Origin of the sequence: Xenorhabdus cabanillasii, from assembly GCF_003386665.1 — a bacterium.
Classification (GTDB): Bacteria; Pseudomonadota; Gammaproteobacteria; order Enterobacterales; family Enterobacteriaceae; genus Xenorhabdus; species Xenorhabdus cabanillasii.
The window spans coordinates 4053554-4071079 of the sequence record NZ_QTUB01000001.1 but is presented as its reverse complement, the minus strand read 5'-3'; the positions used below and the strand labels follow the sequence as shown (position 1 = coordinate 4071079).

Here is a 17526-nt window from a genome sequence, read left to right as displayed (position 1 = left end):
TTAAGCTTTGGGCTGTGTGTCGGTGTTGTCTGTATTATCTGTACTGTTCAGGGCCGCTATGCGTAATGTAACCGCATTCTTGTGTGCAGTGAGTTGTTCTGCCTGTGCCAGTGTTTCTATAGTTGGTGCAAGTTTTTTTAAACCTTGTGGTGTGAGTTTCTGAATGGTCATTCTTTTCAGGAAATCAGCCAAACCGAGGCTTGAATAGGTTGAGGTATAACCGTAAGTTGGTAATACGTGATTTGTACCGGAAGCATAATCTCCCGCAGATTCAGGCGACCAGTCGCCAAGGAAAATGGAGCCAGCGCTGGTGATTTTGTCTACAAGCTGTTCTGGTTGCCGCGTTTGGATGATCAAATGCTCAGGGCCATATTGGTTACTGATTGTCACACATTGGTCAATATTAGCAGTGACAATGATACGGCTGGATTGTAAGGCCTGAATAGCGATTTGTTGACGTGGCAGAGTAATAAGTTGTTTCTCAATTTCACGAATGACCTGTTTGGCATAATTTTCGTCAGGTGTGACCAATATGACTTGGGAATCTGGGCCATGTTCTGCTTGTGAAAGTAGGTCTGCTGCTGTAAATGTGGGATTAGCGCTATTGTCTGCAATTACCAGTACTTCTGAGGGGCCGGCGGGCATATCAATGGTTGCACCATCAAAGCGTTGGCTTACTTGTCGTTTGGCTTCGGTGACCCATGCGCTACCTGGGCCAAAAATTTTATCCACTTTAGGGATGGATTCTGTACCAAATGCCATTGCTGCAATGGCTTGAGCACCACCAATCTGAAATATTTCGCTGATACCGCATAATTGGGCAGCATAGAGTATTTCATCAGCAATTGGTGGTGGAGAGCATAAAATTACCTTACGGCATCCTGCGATACTGGCGGGTGTTCCGAGCATTAGCACAGTGGAAGGTAATGGCGCGGAACCTCCGGGGATGTATAGCCCTACTGAATCAATCGGTCGTGTAATTTGTCGGCAGTACACACCGGGTATAGTTTCTACTTCAACCACTGTTGGTTTTTGTGCTTCATGAAACAGGCGGATATTGTTCATGGCCTGTTGCATAGCTTGCTTGATTTCTGGTGCCAGGCGTTTGGTTGCGGCGCTAATTTCATCTACAGAAATTTGGATGGTATTAACTGCGGTATTATCCAAATGTTGACTAAGCTCCCGTAATACTTCATCTCCACGCTCTTTGACGGTTTCCAGGATCTGTTTTACCGTACGGGCAACATCTTCAGATGCGGCAACAGCAGGGCGGGTCAGCAGTATTTGTTGCTGTTCCGGTGTACACTCTTGCCAGCGAATGATGGTGTTAAAATCAGAGGCATTACTCAAAGTTATATTAAGATTAGCACTCATCAGGATTACTCCATCATCTTTTCAATGGGCAAAACAAGAATGGAACTGGCACCCAGTGTCTTGAGTTTTTCCATCGTTTCCCAGAATAGAGTTTCACTGCTGACCATGTGCATGGCGACGCGATTTTGAGCTCCGGCCAGAGGCAAAATGGTTGGGCGTTCTGCGCCCGGCAGTAATGAGATAATTTCTTCTAACTTGTCACTTGGAGCATGTAGCATGATGTATTTGGACTCACGAGCCTGAATTACACCTTGAATGCGGATCATTAACTTATTAATTAATTGTTGTTTTGTTTCTGGCATTTCACCATCACGCTGGATCAGACAGGCTTTTGAACGATAGATAACTTCAACTTCCCGCAGACCGTTTGCTTCTAATGTTGCACCAGTTGATATCAAATCACAGATGGCATCGGCCAATCCTGCCCGGGGAGCGACTTCGACAGAGCCATTGAGAAGACAGGGTTTGAATTGAACGCCTTTTTGATCCAGATAGCGTTTTAATAGGTGTGGGTAAGAGGTTGCGATACGAGAGTTTTGTAAACATTCTGCGCCAGTATAGTCATAATCAAAAGGGGCGGCGAGAGAGAGGCGGCAACTACCAAAATCAAGGCGGCGCAGTGTGGTATATTGTGGGCTATCTCCCTGTGCGAGACGGCTAAGCAGTTCTTCTTCGAGTACATTTTCACCAACAATACCTAAATCGACAACACCATCCATTACAAGACCAGGAATATCATCATCACGGACACGCAGGATATCAATGGGCATATTTTCTGCGAATGCGATCAGGCGTTGTTGCTGTAAATTGATTTTGATGCCACAGCGCGTCAGTAATGCCTGGGAGTCATCACTCAAGCGTCCTGATTTCTGCATAGCTATCCGTAATCGAGTTTTATCTAACATGTTATGTCTACCCTATAATCAATATATAAATCAGAATATTCTCTGTCGTTTCAAGTTGTTTCTTGGGGCTTATGACGCTTGTGTTCATGGCTCTTAGCACTGGCGATGCTTGGTTGTTGCTACGTTTTACCACGATATAATTTGAAAACTTGAAATTTAGGTAACTCGGAATCTGTTGGGCATAAAAAACCCCCGGAAAATCTTCCGAGGGTTTTTTATCGTATTCACACCACCGGAAGAGTTATTAAACGTCTTCCAGCACACAACAGCCTGAAAGACTAATCAGGATGATGGTGGTGGTGATGGTTAAATTGAATACGATTCATAATATGTGTGCTCTCTGTCGAATACGTGATTAATAATTTGAGCGTATATTTGTCATCTTCCAAGTCACGGCTTTGCAGGCAATGGCATGTTTTAGCGCTACTTATGTCTGGTCTACTTTGTGACTTCAGGAAAACTTTATGCTTAACTTTGTATATATGTTTGCTATAGGCTAGCAGACATAAGAAATTGATTGCGTGCCATTTAACCTATCTGATCCGGTGTATGAAAAGCAACCCTTTTTTTAAAAAAGTTATTTTTCGCTATTAACGTTTTGTTTTATATGAAAATAATGTTTTATCCTCTTTAGGAAAGTGAGCGGTTGATATCCTTTACAGGCGTAATTTGCTTCAATAATCAAAATCATATGTGCTGGGGAGAATCATGGTGAAAAAGGTTTCAATTATTGGCCTGGGATGGTTGGGAATGCCATTGGCACAAGCTTTGCGGGGGAGCGGTATACAGGTAGTCGGTAGCAAAACAACCCCGGATGGTGTTGAAGCAGCCTGTATGTGTGGAGTTGACTGTCATTTATTGAATTTGACCCCTGAAATCATCTGTACACCCGATGAGCTTGAACAACTTATGTCAGTTGATGTATTGGTTTTGACATTGCCTGTCAGCAGAGTTGCAGGAGGTGGGGCAGAGTATGTCAGAGCAATACAGTTACTTGTTGATACTGCGCTCTCGTATTCTGTCCCTCATATTATTTTTACCAGTTCAACTTCTGTTTATGGCTCTTCTGTCGGCCATCTCAATGAAGATGCACCATTGTTTCCTGAAACTCAATCTGCCAGAGCATTGGTTGAGCTGGAAAACTGGCTGCATCAATTACCCAATACATCTGTTGATATCCTGCGTTTGGCGGGATTGGTAGGCAGCGGTCGCCATGCAGGACGTTTTCTGGCAGGGCAGAAAGCGATTGTTGGGGGAGAAAACGCAGTAAATTTAGTTCATCAGGATGATGCTATCTCTGCTATTAAACTCCTTATTCAGCGTTCTGAAGGAGGCAGTATCTATAACTTGTGTGCTCCGGAACATCCGAAAAGATCGGAGTTTTACTCACAAGCCTGCCGTCAGCTTAATTTGACCCCGCCAGAATTTTTACAACCGGAAGATGAGGAAATGGAAAATCACACAGGGAAATGTAAAACGGTTGATGGAAGCCGCATTTGCCGGGAACTGGGGTTCGAATATCAATATCCAGATCCCGGCAGAATGCCGATGAGCCTGTAATTAGCTTATTTCAATCATAACGATTTTTTGGAACGCTGGTCTTTTAGTCATTAATTGATACCAGCGTTCTAAGTTTGGCAGCGATTGATGTTCTGTCACGATATTAATCCATAGGTAGACAAAGGGAGCAAGGGCGATGTCGGCCATGCCAAATTTATCACCAGAAAGATAAGTTTGTTTGCTCAATGTTTCATCAGTAATTTTCAGCAGTTTTTCTATCTCTGCTAATGTCTGAGAGATGATTTTTTGATCGCGTTGCGCTGCCGGAGTTCTGACAAGGTTTATCATAAGCTGCTTGATTGGAGGAAAGAGATTACAGCCTATCCAATCCATCCATTTTTCGACATTATATTTTTCTTTAATATCAGTTGGGTAAAGAGTATCTTTGCCAAATTTTTCCGCAATGTAACGGACAATCACATTTGATTCCCACAGGATAAAATCATCGTCCTGTAAACATGGAATAACGCCATTAGGGTTCATGTGTAAATATTTTGGATCATCAAGTTTGCCAAATTTTCCACCAACATCAATTTGCTGATATGGGATCTTTAATTCTTCCAGACACCAAAGAACCTTTTTTACATTCGATGAATTCTTACGTCCCCAGACTGTCAGCACCATTTTCTCCTTAATATCAGGTTGTTCTGAATTATCGATAATATGACAATAAATGCATGTGAATGACAGGAAAATCTTTACGTTATTGGGTTGGAGTCTTATCTCATAACATCCTATATTAATAGAGGTTTTGTATTTTGGCTGTCAGAGAAAGAAGGCGAGCGATGATGAAAAAAAGAGGTCAGATAAAGATAATAAAGTCTTTTACGATAGGGCTAAGTGTTTTTTGGCTGGCAAGTACCAACTTATACGCGATAAATGAACCGGCTGCGCCAGAGATTGATGCTAAAGCTTATATTTTGATGGACTATGCCAGTGGAAAAATTCTGGCATCAAATAACCCTGATGAGCGTTTGGATCCTGCGAGTCTGACAAAGATGATGACCAGCTATGTGATTGGGCAGGCGATGAAAGCTGGCAAAGTTTCCCAAGAGGATTTGGTCACTGTCGGAAAAGATGCCTGGGCGACAGGTAATCCGGTACTTAAAGGGTCATCCCTGATGTTTTTAAAACCCGGAGATAGAGTCAAAGTCATTGATTTAAATCGTGGTATTGTTATCCAGTCTGGTAATGATGCCAGCATTGCTCTTGCAGATTATGTTGCAGGTAGTCAGGATGCTTTTGTTGATTTAATGAATAAATACTCCCAATCGCTAGGTCTGACAAATACTCATTTCAAGACTGTTCATGGTTTAGATGCCGCCGGGCAGTATAGCACTGCTCGTGATATGGCACTTTTGGGTCAGGCAATGATCCGTGATGTTCCAGAAGAATATGCACTAAATAAAGAAAAAGAATTCACTTTCAACAAAATCCGTCAGCCTAACCGCAACCGTTTGTTGTGGAATCAAAACATGAGTGTGGATGGTATAAAGACAGGTCATACCAGCGGAGCAGGATATAATCTTGTTGCCTCTGCTACAGAAGGCCCAATGCGTTTAATCTCAGTTGTTCTGGGTGCTCCAAGTGATCGAATTCGTTTTGTGGACAGTGAAAAGCTTCTGGCATGGGGTTTCCGTTTTTATGAAACCAGTACTCCGCTTAAGGCCGATGATGTACTAGTAACAGAAAAAGTATGGTATGGAACTCGCCCAGAAGTTGCTTTAGGGGTAGAGAAAGATGCGGCAGTTACGGTTTTGCGTGGGCAGTCGGGTAATTTGAAAGCAAGTTTTACACTGAATCAGACACCACTGGAAGCGCCATTGGCAAAAAATCAGGTTGTAGGAACGGTTAATTTTATGCTGGATGGCAAGGTCATTGAACAACGCCCGCTGGTAGTAAAAGAATCCGTTGAGGAGACAGGGTTCTTTGGCCGCATTTGGGATTTTATTGTACTGACCGTCAGCGGTTGGTTTAACTCAATTTTCAGTTAGTGAATGATTAAGTAAAAATATAATAATTTGAAAATAGTCAGAAGTTAAAAAAATGCCAGTCACCTTTAATCGTAGCTGGCATTTATTTCAGGGCAGTGACTGTAGAAAGCTGCCTGATATATTCATTACATCACAGAGTAAACGGCTGCTGAAATAGCGATTGACCCTGTAACAATAACAAAGATATTGCTTGGTTTGCCTGCATATTTGCGCATAGCCGGAACCTTATAAATAGCATACATTGGCATGATGAACAGGATCATGGCAATGATTGGCCCGCCCAGAGATTCAATGATGTTCAGAATACTAGGGTTAAGTGTTGCAATAATCCAGGCACTGATTAGCATGAACAAACTGGTGATACGATTCAGCGTCTTGTGCTGAATTGTTTTTCCTTGTGTGCTCAGTGCCTTGTTAATGATGCCATTAAAACCTTCACGGGCACCCAGATAGTGACCAAGGAATGACTTGGTAATTGCGATGAAGGCAATGAATGGTGCAATGTATTCAATAACTGGTGCATTAAAATGGTTAGCCAGATAAGACAGAATAGTAATGTTCTGTGCTTTAGCTTCCGCCAGATTTTCCGGTGACAGGCTTAGTACGCAACTGAAGACGAAGAACATGACTGTCAGTACCATCATGATGTGAGCATAGCCCAGAATGCGTGAACATTTTTTCTCCGCATTTTCACCGTACTCTTCACGTTTTGCCACAGCAAATGCAGAGATAATCGGGGAATGATTGAAAGAGAAAACCATTACTGGGATCGCCAACCACAGGGTGAACAGCAGACCATGACTATTGGTTGAGGATACGGTATTTTCCAGCGATAAAGTATCAAAGATAGTCGTGTTCCAGTGAGGGATCAGATACAGAGCCAGAAGCATCAAAACGGCGACAAATGGGAATACCAGGACACTCATTGCTTTGACAATCGTTTGTTCACCGAAACGAATAATGCTCATAACGCCCAGGATTAATAACAGTGCCAGCAGTGCACGAGGTGGGGCATCCATATGTAGCTGGTGGATAATAAAACTTTCTACCGTATTGGTTATTGCAACACTATAAACCAGCAGGATAGGGTAAATTGCAAAGAAGTACAGAATAGTGATTAAAAAACCTGCAACTTTACCGAAATGTTCTTCTACCACGCCAGTGATATCTTCGCCGCTATTTTTGCCGGACAGGACAAAACGACACATTCCGCGGTGAGCAAAGAATGTCATCGGAAGTGCAAGCAGTGCCATGATGATAAGTGGTATTAACCCACCAATACCGGCGTTTATGGGAAGAAACAGAACGCCAGCGCCAATGGCTGTACCATATAATCCCAACATCCATACAGTGTCTGATTTACGCCAGGTAGAATAATCGCTTTTGCTGAAAGCAGAGGATGCGATTGAACCTGTTTGAGATGTGTCCATAAATATCTCCGAAATAACGCGGTAAAGTAAAATTTAAAAATTGCTAAACCCGCACATTAATAAAATGCGCGAGCTGGATTCGTTATATGAATAATAAATTGTCAGATATTGTTCTGATGTTTATTTAAACACTTTTATTTCTATACTAATAATATTGCCTAAAATATGGTCATCTTAAGCAGAGGATTCGAGATCCAGTTTAGTTCTATTTCTTGATGCTTAAATCAAAAAAGCTTAATCACAGAATTTTGGTAGGGGGAATATAATTATTTTTAGTAAAATGTACCGTGATCGCTCTCGCAATTGTAAGATTTATATCGTAAAGTTAATATGTTATGAGTTTTCATGATGATGTTAATTAAATATTAAATAAGAAGCATGCATAAAAATGGATAATAAATATCATCAATTGGATTTTAACATTCTGTGTCCGTTTACTTATTCCTGATTTTTCATTAAAATATTAATATATTATTTTTTATGAGGGATGCTAGTCTCAGCTTAATATAATCTTTATCCCTTTAGCTATAAATCCTTCCTTTCTTTATTTTACTGTATCAGTATGAAATAACAGTAAAATAATAGTGACTTTTATTTTGGTTTAAAATATGTGCTGTATGATTGGGATTTTGATTTCATTAATATTATGAATTAATAATCTTCTTGATGTTTAAAAAATGTTGAATGAAAAAAAATCAAACAAGGTTTGATTTGTGAAGAAAGGGTAATCTTATTACAGTTATGTAATGTTGTATATAACGAAGTGTTTTATATCGATTACTGATTTATTTGTTTTTTTAGATAACACAGAAGCTTTGTCAAATGAGACGTTATTGTGTTCAGCCACACTAACTTTCTTAATCGTAGTTCCCCCAGTTACAAAATCCTAAGTCTCTGGGGGAATCTATTTTCTGTTGCGATGTTGAGAGTTTGATTTAACTTTGTACCCAACCTCTTCTGATTAAAAAAGCACAGCAGAATTGGTAAAGGCAGGTTAGTTTGCTTTGCAAGCATGCTCCATAGAGGTGCCAGAATATTTGGGAAAATGCACATCCCATGAGGCTGACCAAAAATGCGCCAAACATATCAATTGGCCAGTGGACTCCGACATAGACTCTGGCCCAGACAATAGCGCCGGCAATAACCATCAGACAAAAACCTGACCAGATTCGGTGCCAGAAGATAAATGCTAATGCGAAAGTAAACACAGCTGTACCGTGATTACTGGGGAAAGAAACTGTTGGCGCATGAGCAAGAAAATTATGACCAACACCTTCAACAAAAGGGCGTGCATGTGGAACCAGCATTCCAATGATTGCTGAAACTGTCATTGCAAAGGCAAAAGCAATACAAGATTTGCTGACAACAATGCGCTGGTGTGAGATAGCTTCTTTTCCCCCCCAAAGCCAGCAAACTGCCAAAGTGATGGGGTATACATACACCAGATATTTTGCAACAAAGATTGAAAACATGATCATACCTGGTGATGAATCTGGTGTAGCATTGATAAGAGTAAACAAATCGTGGTTCAGTTGTTCTAGCAAAATGAGCCTCACACGTGCATTGAAGTAAATATGATAACGTGCTTTATCAAATACTGTGCAAAACAATAATTTTATCATGTGGTTTAGTAAAGAGATATCGCCTTAATTCGTCATGTTGTTTAATACTGATTAAAATTGAAGTGAGTAAATAATGTATTGATAAGTACGGTGTTCTTTATGACTATTCTTTTTCCTGTATAAACAAAAAACCCGATAGTCTTTAACCAAAGGGGATGACTATCGGGCTCCTCAATATGGGGACATCAAAGAAAAGCAGTGGCACTAATTGAGACTGTGTGAAAACATGAAAGTTCTCGAGATCGAAAAAAAATCACAGAATTTTTTCAGTGCGGCGGTAGATTAAGAAGTATGGGGGGATTTTGTTGAATATTTGGGCGCATGCCGCTATCCAGAAAGAGAATTTTCTCTCACCTAAATAGCGGATGCTATGATTATTTGTATAGTTCCAGATTTTCTTTGGCGTAGGCTTCAAAATCTGTACAACCGCCAATGTGTTTTTCATCAATGAAAATCTGAGGAACCGTCTCAACAGGTTTACCTACTGTTTTTGATAAATCGTCTTTGGTGATGCCTTCTGCCCAGATATCAATATAACGGTAGTCAAAATCTTCGCGCTCTGTTTTTAATTTTTCAGCCAGCTCCTTAGCGCGGACGCAGTATGGGCAACCGGGACGACCAAAAATGACTGTGTACATATAAACTCCTTATTAGTAATAGTCATGGACTACATAGATATGTCATCTTGGGTTACTATGCCTGTAAGAGCGGGTAAAAAAAAGCAGGGATTTCCTTTCGCTTTAATCAGCCCCGCCAATTAACTTTCATGGATTTCAAAATGTAGCCAACAAAAGAGGTCACCTGAAGGACGAAGGATATAGCAGATATTTATGTATGGTAGCCCGATGAGAGCGGTTAAAAAATCATCTCACATATCAGATTTGGAAGGTAGTCAACAAATGAAGAAAAGTATATCAAAAGAGATGCGTTCGTTGGCTGATATGCCAAAGCTGGTTGTTTTATTAGAAATATTGGGAATTGGGTTGTTGGCTTTAGTCTATTTGTCGATAACTGGTAGTATAATTCTATCGCCTTTATTAATGACGACAGAAGCACACATTGCTATGATCTTATTGGGTATTGGTTGTTTGATACCCGCAGCTATCCATATTATCTGGCGTGCGATCTATAATCTTTCTTTCTTAGGCATTGATCATAAGAAAGCAAGTAGAAATCATCAGATTGGCTCTGATGAAGAAAAAACAAAATAGGTTAACGATTTCATGTTGCTATCCTAGTCGTGTTTTCTGAAGGTAGCATATGTCACTTTTAGTCATATGAGGTTGATTCAATGGATTCTATGGTTATCCCAAATTTAGCAACATTACGTAATTGGCTGGATAAACTCAAAATCTCTTATTTTGAGAATGAAGCAAGTCCAGTATTACATTTGCCTCATATGCAGAACATTGATGGCTTGTTTGATGCCAAGCTTGATCTGTTAGGGGATGTTGTCTTTTTCTCCGCTTTGGCGGAAGTCAGGCCAACTGCAATTATTCCATTAGTGGCAAATTTGAGCCAGATTAATGCCAGTTCCCTTACTGTTAAGGCATTTCTTGATGTTCAGGACGAAAATTTACCCAAACTGATTGTTTGTCAGGCATTTCCTATCGCGGCTGGTATGACTTTCCAACAATTTTCTCATTTTCTGAAGCAGAGTGAGGAACAAATTGCTAATGTGATCTTTGAAGTTCACAGTAATAATTTCCTTTATGTTAATAGTGACATGGAAGGCGAGCTGGAAATGGAAGTAGAAGATGAAGAATTACAAGCTTCGACAAAAACATCGACGTTTACCTTGCACTAATATTTTTTATGTGGTTTCTTACAATGCAGTGTGCGCAGTATACCGCGGGGCATTGTCACTCCTGCCAGTGGCTTGATAAGTCCTATTTAAAGCAATTATCTGATAAACAAGAACATTTACAACAGCTTTTACAAAAATTATCAATAACGTGCTGGCAACCCCCTGTTGCCAGTCAACTTACTGAGTTTCGTAATAAAGCCAAAATGGTAGTGAGTGGCAGTGTTGAGCGTCCGCTACTTGGGATGTTGCACCGGGATGGCAGGGCAGTCGATCTTTGCGATTGTCCCCTATATCCACAACATTTTCAGTCAGTATTCGAAGTAATAAAAGTATTTATTGCTAAAGCGGGATTAGTTCCATACAACGTTGCACGTAAAAAAGGTGAGCTCAAATATATTTTATTGACCGAAAGTCGGGCTAACAGAGAAATTATGCTGCGGTTTGTGCTGCGTTCAGAAACCAAGTTGGAACAGTTAAAACGTGTCTTACCGTGGTTACAAGAACAATTACCACAATTGATGGTGATTTCCGCAAATATTCAGCCTGTTCATATGGCGATCCTTGAAGGTGAAAAAGAGATAATTTTCACTGAAAAGAAAATGTTACAGGAAAATTTTAATAATATTCCGTTGTATATTCGCCCCCGTAGCTTTTTCCAGACTAATCCCGATATTGCTTCACGATTATATGCGACTGCCGGGCAGTGGGTCAGAGATTTGAATATAAACAGTATGTGGGATCTGTTTTGTGGAGCAGGTGGTTTTGGCCTGCATTGTGCAGATGAAGAGACAAGGCTGACGGGTATTGAAATCAGTGAGGAAGCCATTGCTTGTGCCAAGAATTCGGCTAATAGTCTTGGACTTAAACATGTTGAATTTCAGGCGCTGGATTCTACACGTTTTGCTCTTGATAAATCTCAGATCCCTGAGTTGGTGTTGGTTAATCCTCCACGCAGAGGAATTGGTAAGGAGCTTTGCCAATATCTTAATCGAATGGCTCCTAAATTCATTCTTTATTCAAGTTGTAATGCTGAAACTATGGCAAAAGATATTACTATGCTCGAACGATACCGGACAGAAAAAATACAATTATTCGATATGTTTCCTCATACAGAGCATTATGAAACGCTGGCATTATTAGTTATTGCTGGCAATTAACCGGAACGAGGGATATTTCCATTGTTGATAGCAGTTTGTTGATAATAGGTTACTGATAACAAATAGCAATCAACAATGGAAGCTAAAATAATAATAATAATGCAGATAATCTTAATTACGTTGCTCAAATAATAAGGTGCGTCGTTCAATCAAACGCATGAGTAATGTTAAAAGGCCATTTATACAAAGATAAATAATACCTGCGGCAAAAAATACTGTGGCATCATAGCTACGGCCAAACTGGAGTTGGCTGTATCCCATTATATCCAGCAGCGTTATCGTACTGGCCAATGAAGTGCTTTTGAAAATTAATACAACTTCATTCGAATAGGAAGAAAGTGCTCTTTTGAAGGCATAAGGTAACAGAATGCACAGAGAATGTGCCTTTGACATCCCAAGAGCGTAGCAGGATTGCCATTGTCCGGCTGGAATTGCTTTAACTGCACCATAGAAAAGTTGAGTCGAATATGCTGCACTATTTAATGCCAATGTCACCATAGCACAAAGCCATGGTTCGGATATGAGTTGCCATAACCACGGATATGCTTTCAGTGACGGAAATTGTCCCGGGCCGTAGTAAATCAAAAAGAACTGTACTAGCAAGGGCGTTCCGGTAAACAGTGTGATGTAGCCTTTCACCAATTGCGATAATATCGGCGGTTTCATCGCCAGAATAGTAGTCAGGGCGACAGACATCATAAATGCTACCAGCAATGCGCTAATAGTCAGACTCAGGCTGGTTTGTAAACCCGGTAAAATATCCTTTATATACTCAAACATCAGAAGCACTCCGTTCAAAATGAGTAGCGCGCACTTCAAGTCGTTTGAGGATAAATTGGCTCACCAGTGTAATAAGTAGGTAGATAGTGGCAGCAACCATATACCAGGTGAATGGTTCTTGTGTGCGGGTGGCAATACTTTTTGTTTGTAACATCAAATCATTAACACTTATCAGTGAAACCAAAGCTGTGTCTTTCAATAAGACTAACCATTGATTACCAAGCCCCGGTAAAGCATGACGCCACATTTGCGGCATAATTAAACGAAAAAAGGTACGGCTTTGGCTTAATCCTAATGCTTGCCCGGCTTCTCGTTGCCCCGTTGGGATTGCTTTCAATGCTCCCCTCAGTGTTTGAGAGGCATATGCAGAATAAAGCAGGGAGAGGGCAATAACACCACAAAGGAAAGGGCTGACATCAAAACTGTCAATTTCCATTTGTATCCTGAATTGCCACACCACAAGGTTGATATCAATTCCTTCTGACAGGGTGATCAGAAGTTGTGAACTCCCAAAATAGATAAAAAGAACCACCAAAATTTCAGGTAATCCACGGATCAAAGTAACCCAGCAGGATCCTAGAAATGCGAAGGGTTTCCAACGGGAAGATTCCCAGGTAGCAAAAAGCATTGCCAGAATCAGACCTGTTACAAGAGACACAACAGCAAGGCCGACGGTTATACCGGCGGCACTGATTAAAGATTGAAGTTCATTCATAGAGATTCAGCTAATTATTGTTCAAACCATTTCTTGTAGATAGTGTCATAAGTGCCATCCTGCTTAATTTCAGCCAGAGCCTGGTTCAGTTTGTTCAATAAAACGGTATTGCCTTTACGAACAGCTATGCCTAAACCTGTGCCGAAGTAATTTTTATCAGTAACTTTTTTGCCAATAGTACCCAGTTCTTTATTCTTTTTTAGCCACACATTAACAACGGCGGTATCACCGAATATTGCATCAATACGCCCATTTTTCAGATCAAGGATCGCATTTTGATAGCTGTCATAAGGAACGCTGTTTAGCTCCTTATGCTGTTCCATGAGGTATTTTTGATGTGTTGTGCCGTTTTGAGTACCTATTTGTTTGCCTTTAAGATCAGCAACTTGGGAATATTTACCTTTGACAGTGACAAATATGGCCGAGTTGTCATAATAAGTATCAGTGAAATCAACTTGTTTCTGTCTGTCAGGCGTAATATCGATACCTGCTATCAATACATCAACACGGCGGAATTTCAGGCTGGGAATGAGACTATCGAATGCCTGGTTGGTGAAGGTGCATTCGGCATGAATTTTTTTACACATAGCGTTTGCTAAATCCACATCGAATCCCTGGATTTTATTATTTGCATCAATAAACTCAAAGGGAGGATAGGTTGCTTCAGTGGCAAAACGGAGTGTTTGTTTTTCTGCTGCGGTCGCGGATAGTGTTATTGAACTTAGTAAGGCTGCAAGTAATAATTTTTTCATAGCCATGTCCTGTAATTCATGAGCATGTGGTTGATGAATGTTATTGGTATTTATTTGTTAACGAGTTATCTGCCTGGCTGAATTAATATGGTAGGTTTAGTGTGATAAATAATTAGCAAAAGCTTCTGTGTGAGGCTTCAAAAAATGGCTTGCATCACCTTTTTCTATAATTCGCCCTTTCTCCATATAGATGAACTGACTTGCTGTTTTACGGGCAAGCTCTACTTCATGTGTCACGATAATTTGTGTGATCCCGGTTTCTGCCAACTCTTTTATTATGTCAACGACTTGAGATGTGATTTCTGGATCAAGTGCAGCAGTAGGTTCATCAAACAGCAGAACTTGGGGTTCCATCATCAGCGCTCGTGCAATGGCGACACGTTGCTGTTGTCCGCCTGACAAATGTAATGGAAAACGATTGGAAAATTCTTCCAGACGAAGACGGGAGAGTAATTTTACCGCTTTTTCCTGTGCTTGTTGTCCCGGTAACCCTAATACCCGACGGGGAGCTTCAGTCAGGTTATCCATTACGGTCAGATGTGGCCACAAATTGTATTGTTGGAAAACCATACCTACTTTCTGCCGTAGGGCACGGATTTCTTTTTCACCAGGGGGTTGTTTAAAGTCAAATTGATGCTGTGCCACACTTAACTGACCAGAACGTGGCATCTCCAGCAAATTCAAGACTCGTAGTAAGGAACTTTTGCCTGCGCCACTAGGCCCTAGTAATACTACGGTTTCTCCTGATGTACATTCGAAATTGATATCAAACAGAGCCTGATTAGTTCCATAGAAGCAATCAATGTTTTTTAATTGAATTCTCATGTGAAAAATATGAATAGTTAACTGATTGATGGGATATTAATCTCAAAAGAATAACTATGCAATAACATCTGCATAAGAATGTTATTTTAGTCAATTTAATAAGTTAACTAATCATTCTGCTGATGTTTTGTCTGGTTTTTTTGTTCTCTAATATGGTTTTTCTGGTTAAATATTATGCTGTTAAGTGATATTGCGAATTTTTTATACCAAAAACATGAGCTAAATCTACTGGGTAAAAAATGCAATAAATATAGGTGTCATTAAACTCAAAATGAAACCATGAACGATAGCAGCGGGTACGATATTCAGACCACCACAGCGTTGTAATATTGGTAATGTGAAATCTATTGATGTAGCTCCGGTTAAACCCAATGCCGTAGAACGGTATCGATTGATTAGCATAGGGATGAGCATGATTGATGCCAGTTCACGAGCCAAGTCATTGAAAAAAGCGGTACTGCCTAATACTGGCCCATAGGCATCAGAGAGTAAAATGCCGGAAAGAGAATACCAGCCATAGCCAGACGCAACGGCAAGGCCTGTTTTGGTCGGTAGCCCTAGCAGAAAAGCAGCCAGCATACCACCTAAAAGAGAACTGACTGCAACAACGATAGCAACAATGGTTCCACGGCGATTAATCAGGGTCTGTTTCAGGGTCATACCGTTATTGCGTAGCTGAATCCCGACAAGAAAAAGTAGAAAAATTAAAGTGATTTCACTGGCTTTGCTGGCAAAATGAAACCATGACCATTCCGTCAAACCAAATAAAAAACCCAATATTAGAGCACCGCATAATTTAATGGAATCAAACGCCATATGCAGGCGGGAAGGAGGGCTTTCTTGCTTATACTCTGCGATAGTCCACGGTTTTCTTGTATCCAACAGGAAAAGTGCCAGTAAGTTAGTTGTAAAGATGCACAGAAAAAATGTCATCGCATATAGCAAGATAGAGAGTAAGTTACTGCCCAGATTTTCCAGCATAGCAAGGCTGATGCCCATAAAAACGAGGATGAGATAAACCATGACATTGAGCAGCTGGTGAACTTTGATAAGTATCATTTTACTATTTAGACGGATCAGGTAACCCAGACTCAATGGAAGGAGGATAATTAGTAATCCTGAATACATGTCACAATCCTTATTATAATAAAGGTTTTTTATCTGTTTTTATACCCTTTATCTTACGAGCTTCATTATTAGCTGCATTCATACTTATGGTCGCAGCAGGTAATCTATCGGGTATACCTTTAGCTGGTCATAAAAACCAAAAAATAATGACAACAATAAATTTACACTGTAATAACAAGTAGAATAAAGGGAAAACTACTGAAATTCAATGCGTTTTTTACTCTATGATAAGATTGAAATCATTAAATAAAATGAAATGATTTTTATACTAAATAGAAAAATATTTTTCTGAATTGTATAGAAATTTCTGACTTTAGGGAGATCAATCAATGGTTACTGACATTTAATGATAAAACTCTCCCGATTCTTACATCTATTTCATTTATATCCAATTTATTTACATCTGACTCATTTATATCTATCGTGGATAGGCAATTGACATATTAGAGTTGATAAGAACAGAAGAGGTGAGATGTTGTCGAGGCTTATCGCTTATTTTAGATTCTTAACCAGAGAAAAAATGATATGGCTATTGGATAATAATACGCCACAAATAACGTTTGTTTACTTGTGGCGTGGAAATTACAAATTGATTTGATTACTCTTTTTTTGATTTTGAGTCCTCTTCCAGAGGAACAATAAGACTGGCATGAGTGCCTTTAGGGCCTTGATTAACACTGAAATTCACTTTTTGTCCAGCTTTCAGCGTCCTATAACCATCCATCTGAATAGTTGAATAGTGAGCAAATATGTCATCGCCACCGCCAGCCGGGCAAATAAATCCAAAGCCCTTTGCATTATTGAACCATTTAACTGTACCTGTTTCCATACTTCTCTATCCCTCGTATTATGATTTCGGATTTAGGAATCACTAAAAATTTCAGGATCATGAACAGTCGTTCAGCTAGGAATAGTGTTCATAAAATACACTGTAGTGAAATTCATTTCATCGTCAAGCATAGAAATAGCGTCAGGTTGTCTCAAATCGCTAAAGTTTGATATAGATAACGGTATCAGATTTTCAAGTGGAAGACTTGCTTTGATCGTCTATGGGAATTAAGCAGAGTGCTTTATGCAGTGATAAAATATATAGAGGTAGAACGAATTAGTTCATACTAAAATCCGGTAGAAAGATAATACTCAGTGGAAAGACAATGAGTCAGTTTTATAACAGCTTGAATCTTGAAGAATTTGTTGAAGATAAAGAAAAGCAAGCGTTACAGCCGCCATCAATGTATAAGATTATTCTGAACAATGATGATTATACCCCTATGGAGTTTGTGGTTGACGTATTGCAAAAGTTCTTTTCTTATGATGTTGAACGAGCAACGCAACTAATGCTGGATGTCCATTACCAAGGTAAGGCTATTTGCGGTATTTATACAGCAGAGGTCGCAGAAACTAAGGCTGCGCAAGTGAACATGTATGCGAAGGAGCACGAGCATCCGTTACTTTGCACGCTAGAAAAGGTCTGATC

The 17526-nt window shown here is 40.0% G+C and carries 19 protein-coding genes and 1 other annotated feature; of the genes, 6 read left to right on the top strand and 13 right to left on the bottom strand.

Features of this window, described 5'->3' with window-relative positions:
* The 3 genes from hisD to hisL all read right to left on the bottom strand — a co-directional run bounded on the left by hisD (position 1) and on the right by hisL (position 2605).
* On the bottom strand, positions 1-1374 hold the full coding sequence (gene hisD, locus BDD26_RS18315) for a histidinol dehydrogenase (protein ID WP_115827363.1): 1374 nt from the start codon (positions 1372-1374) through the stop codon (positions 1-3).
* A 5-nt stretch (positions 1375-1379) separates the two neighbouring features.
* On the bottom strand, positions 1380-2279 hold the full coding sequence (hisG, locus tag BDD26_RS18310) for an ATP phosphoribosyltransferase (protein ID WP_038259475.1): 900 nt from the start codon (positions 2277-2279) through the stop codon (positions 1380-1382).
* A gap of 180 nt (positions 2280-2459) precedes the next feature.
* Positions 2460-2582: a sequence feature (His leader region), on the bottom strand.
* Positions 2558-2605, bottom strand: a complete 48-nt coding sequence (gene hisL, locus BDD26_RS18305; RefSeq protein WP_113967449.1) for a his operon leader peptide — start codon at positions 2603-2605, stop codon at positions 2558-2560. Its footprint overlaps the feature before it by 25 nt.
* A gap of 382 nt (positions 2606-2987) precedes the next feature.
* Between hisL and BDD26_RS18300 the strand changes: the two genes are divergently transcribed.
* A complete protein-coding gene (locus tag BDD26_RS18300; RefSeq protein WP_099119379.1) occupies positions 2988-3839 on the top strand; it encodes an SDR family oxidoreductase in 852 nt (283 codons plus the stop codon).
* Here BDD26_RS18300 and BDD26_RS18295 read toward each other — a convergent pair whose 3' ends face one another.
* Complete coding sequence (locus tag BDD26_RS18295; protein ID WP_038259487.1) at positions 3840-4460, bottom strand: glutathione S-transferase family protein; 621 nt, start codon at positions 4458-4460, stop codon at positions 3840-3842.
* 164 nt (positions 4461-4624) lie between these two features.
* Here BDD26_RS18295 and BDD26_RS18290 point away from each other — a divergent pair, with 164 nt between their 5' ends.
* A complete protein-coding gene (locus BDD26_RS18290) occupies positions 4625-5833 on the top strand; it encodes a serine hydrolase (protein WP_115827362.1) in 1209 nt (402 codons plus the stop codon).
* Positions 5834-5958: 125 nt separating this feature from the next.
* On the opposite strand, the gene BDD26_RS18285 is transcribed toward BDD26_RS18290, so the two are convergent.
* The 3 genes from BDD26_RS18285 to BDD26_RS18275 all read right to left on the bottom strand — a co-directional run bounded on the left by BDD26_RS18285 (position 5959) and on the right by BDD26_RS18275 (position 9523).
* On the bottom strand, positions 5959-7263 hold the full coding sequence (locus BDD26_RS18285) for an HAAAP family serine/threonine permease (RefSeq protein WP_038259472.1): 1305 nt from the start codon (positions 7261-7263) through the stop codon (positions 5959-5961).
* Between the two features lie 935 nt (positions 7264-8198).
* On the bottom strand, positions 8199-8807 hold the full coding sequence (ybjG, locus tag BDD26_RS18280; RefSeq protein WP_244922781.1) for an undecaprenyl-diphosphate phosphatase: 609 nt from the start codon (positions 8805-8807) through the stop codon (positions 8199-8201).
* Between the two features lie 452 nt (positions 8808-9259).
* The gene (locus BDD26_RS18275) at positions 9260-9523 is read right to left on the bottom strand and encodes a GrxA family glutaredoxin (protein WP_038259471.1); all 264 of its coding nucleotides are present in this window, start codon (positions 9521-9523) and stop codon (positions 9260-9262) included.
* Between the two features lie 261 nt (positions 9524-9784).
* Between BDD26_RS18275 and BDD26_RS18270 the strand changes: the two genes are divergently transcribed.
* The 3 genes from BDD26_RS18270 to rlmC all read left to right on the top strand — a co-directional run bounded on the left by BDD26_RS18270 (position 9785) and on the right by rlmC (position 11849).
* The gene (locus BDD26_RS18270; protein ID WP_038259485.1) at positions 9785-10096 is read left to right on the top strand and encodes a YbjC family protein; all 312 of its coding nucleotides are present in this window, start codon (positions 9785-9787) and stop codon (positions 10094-10096) included.
* Positions 10097-10176: 80 nt separating this feature from the next.
* Complete coding sequence (locus tag BDD26_RS18265; protein WP_038259470.1) at positions 10177-10692, top strand: type III secretion system chaperone family protein; 516 nt, start codon at positions 10177-10179, stop codon at positions 10690-10692.
* A 23-nt stretch (positions 10693-10715) separates the two neighbouring features.
* Positions 10716-11849: a 23S rRNA (uracil(747)-C(5))-methyltransferase RlmC gene (rlmC, locus tag BDD26_RS18260; RefSeq protein WP_115827360.1), complete on the top strand. Its 1134-nt coding sequence runs from the start codon at positions 10716-10718 to the stop codon at positions 11847-11849.
* Positions 11850-11960: 111 nt separating this feature from the next.
* On the opposite strand, the gene artM is transcribed toward rlmC, so the two are convergent.
* The 6 genes from artM to cspD all read right to left on the bottom strand — a co-directional run bounded on the left by artM (position 11961) and on the right by cspD (position 16878).
* Positions 11961-12629, bottom strand: coding sequence for an arginine ABC transporter permease ArtM (gene artM / locus BDD26_RS18255; RefSeq protein ID WP_115827359.1), 669 nt, complete (start codon positions 12627-12629; stop codon positions 11961-11963).
* Positions 12622-13344: an arginine ABC transporter permease ArtQ gene (artQ, locus tag BDD26_RS18250; protein ID WP_115827358.1), complete on the bottom strand. Its 723-nt coding sequence runs from the start codon at positions 13342-13344 to the stop codon at positions 12622-12624. The genes artM and artQ overlap by 8 nt, the downstream gene beginning before the upstream one ends.
* A 14-nt stretch (positions 13345-13358) precedes the next feature.
* Positions 13359-14096 (bottom strand): arginine ABC transporter substrate-binding protein, encoded by a 738-nt coding sequence (gene artJ / locus BDD26_RS18245; RefSeq protein ID WP_115827357.1) that lies wholly within the window; start codon positions 14094-14096, stop codon positions 13359-13361.
* Positions 14097-14192: 96 nt separating this feature from the next.
* Positions 14193-14921: an arginine ABC transporter ATP-binding protein ArtP gene (gene artP / locus BDD26_RS18240; protein WP_115827356.1), complete on the bottom strand. Its 729-nt coding sequence runs from the start codon at positions 14919-14921 to the stop codon at positions 14193-14195.
* A gap of 225 nt (positions 14922-15146) precedes the next feature.
* Positions 15147-16049 carry a LysO family transporter gene (locus BDD26_RS18235; protein ID WP_038259462.1) on the bottom strand — a complete coding sequence of 301 codons (903 nt, stop codon included), beginning with the start codon at positions 16047-16049 and terminating at the stop codon, positions 15147-15149.
* A gap of 598 nt (positions 16050-16647) precedes the next feature.
* Positions 16648-16878 (bottom strand): cold shock-like protein CspD, encoded by a 231-nt coding sequence (gene cspD / locus BDD26_RS18230; RefSeq protein ID WP_038259460.1) that lies wholly within the window; start codon positions 16876-16878, stop codon positions 16648-16650.
* Between the two features lie 325 nt (positions 16879-17203).
* Between cspD and clpS the strand changes: the two genes are divergently transcribed.
* Entirely contained in the window at positions 17204-17524 is a 321-nt protein-coding gene (gene clpS, locus BDD26_RS18225) for an ATP-dependent Clp protease adapter ClpS (protein WP_038259458.1), read from the top strand.
* The last annotated feature ends 2 nt before the right edge of the window (positions 17525-17526 follow it).

What these genes read in the sequence shown, in the direction of transcription:
- hisD (WP_115827363.1), bottom strand. Translation starts at nt 1,374, where the DNA reads ATGAGTGCTAATCTTAATATAACTTTGAGTAATGCCTCTGATTTTAAC.
- hisG (WP_038259475.1), bottom strand. Translation starts at nt 2,279, where the DNA reads ATGTTAGATAAAACTCGATTACGGATAGCTATGCAGAAATCAGGACGC.
- BDD26_RS18300 (WP_099119379.1), top strand. Translation starts at nt 2,988, where the DNA reads ATGGTGAAAAAGGTTTCAATTATTGGCCTGGGATGGTTGGGAATGCCA.
- BDD26_RS18290 (WP_115827362.1), top strand. Translation starts at nt 4,625, where the DNA reads ATGATGAAAAAAAGAGGTCAGATAAAGATAATAAAGTCTTTTACGATA.
- BDD26_RS18285 (WP_038259472.1), bottom strand. Translation starts at nt 7,263, where the DNA reads ATGGACACATCTCAAACAGGTTCAATCGCATCCTCTGCTTTCAGCAAA.
- BDD26_RS18275 (WP_038259471.1), bottom strand. Translation starts at nt 9,523, where the DNA reads ATGTACACAGTCATTTTTGGTCGTCCCGGTTGCCCATACTGCGTCCGC.
- BDD26_RS18270 (WP_038259485.1), top strand. Translation starts at nt 9,785, where the DNA reads ATGAAGAAAAGTATATCAAAAGAGATGCGTTCGTTGGCTGATATGCCA.
- BDD26_RS18265 (WP_038259470.1), top strand. Translation starts at nt 10,177, where the DNA reads ATGGATTCTATGGTTATCCCAAATTTAGCAACATTACGTAATTGGCTG.
- rlmC (WP_115827360.1), top strand. Translation starts at nt 10,716, where the DNA reads ATGCAGTGTGCGCAGTATACCGCGGGGCATTGTCACTCCTGCCAGTGG.
- artM (WP_115827359.1), bottom strand. Translation starts at nt 12,629, where the DNA reads ATGTTTGAGTATATAAAGGATATTTTACCGGGTTTACAAACCAGCCTG.
- artQ (WP_115827358.1), bottom strand. Translation starts at nt 13,344, where the DNA reads ATGAATGAACTTCAATCTTTAATCAGTGCCGCCGGTATAACCGTCGGC.
- artJ (WP_115827357.1), bottom strand. Translation starts at nt 14,096, where the DNA reads ATGAAAAAATTATTACTTGCAGCCTTACTAAGTTCAATAACACTATCC.
- artP (WP_115827356.1), bottom strand. Translation starts at nt 14,921, where the DNA reads ATGAGAATTCAATTAAAAAACATTGATTGCTTCTATGGAACTAATCAG.
- BDD26_RS18235 (WP_038259462.1), bottom strand. Translation starts at nt 16,049, where the DNA reads ATGTATTCAGGATTACTAATTATCCTCCTTCCATTGAGTCTGGGTTAC.
- cspD (WP_038259460.1), bottom strand. Translation starts at nt 16,878, where the DNA reads ATGGAAACAGGTACAGTTAAATGGTTCAATAATGCAAAGGGCTTTGGA.
- clpS (WP_038259458.1), top strand. Translation starts at nt 17,204, where the DNA reads ATGAGTCAGTTTTATAACAGCTTGAATCTTGAAGAATTTGTTGAAGAT.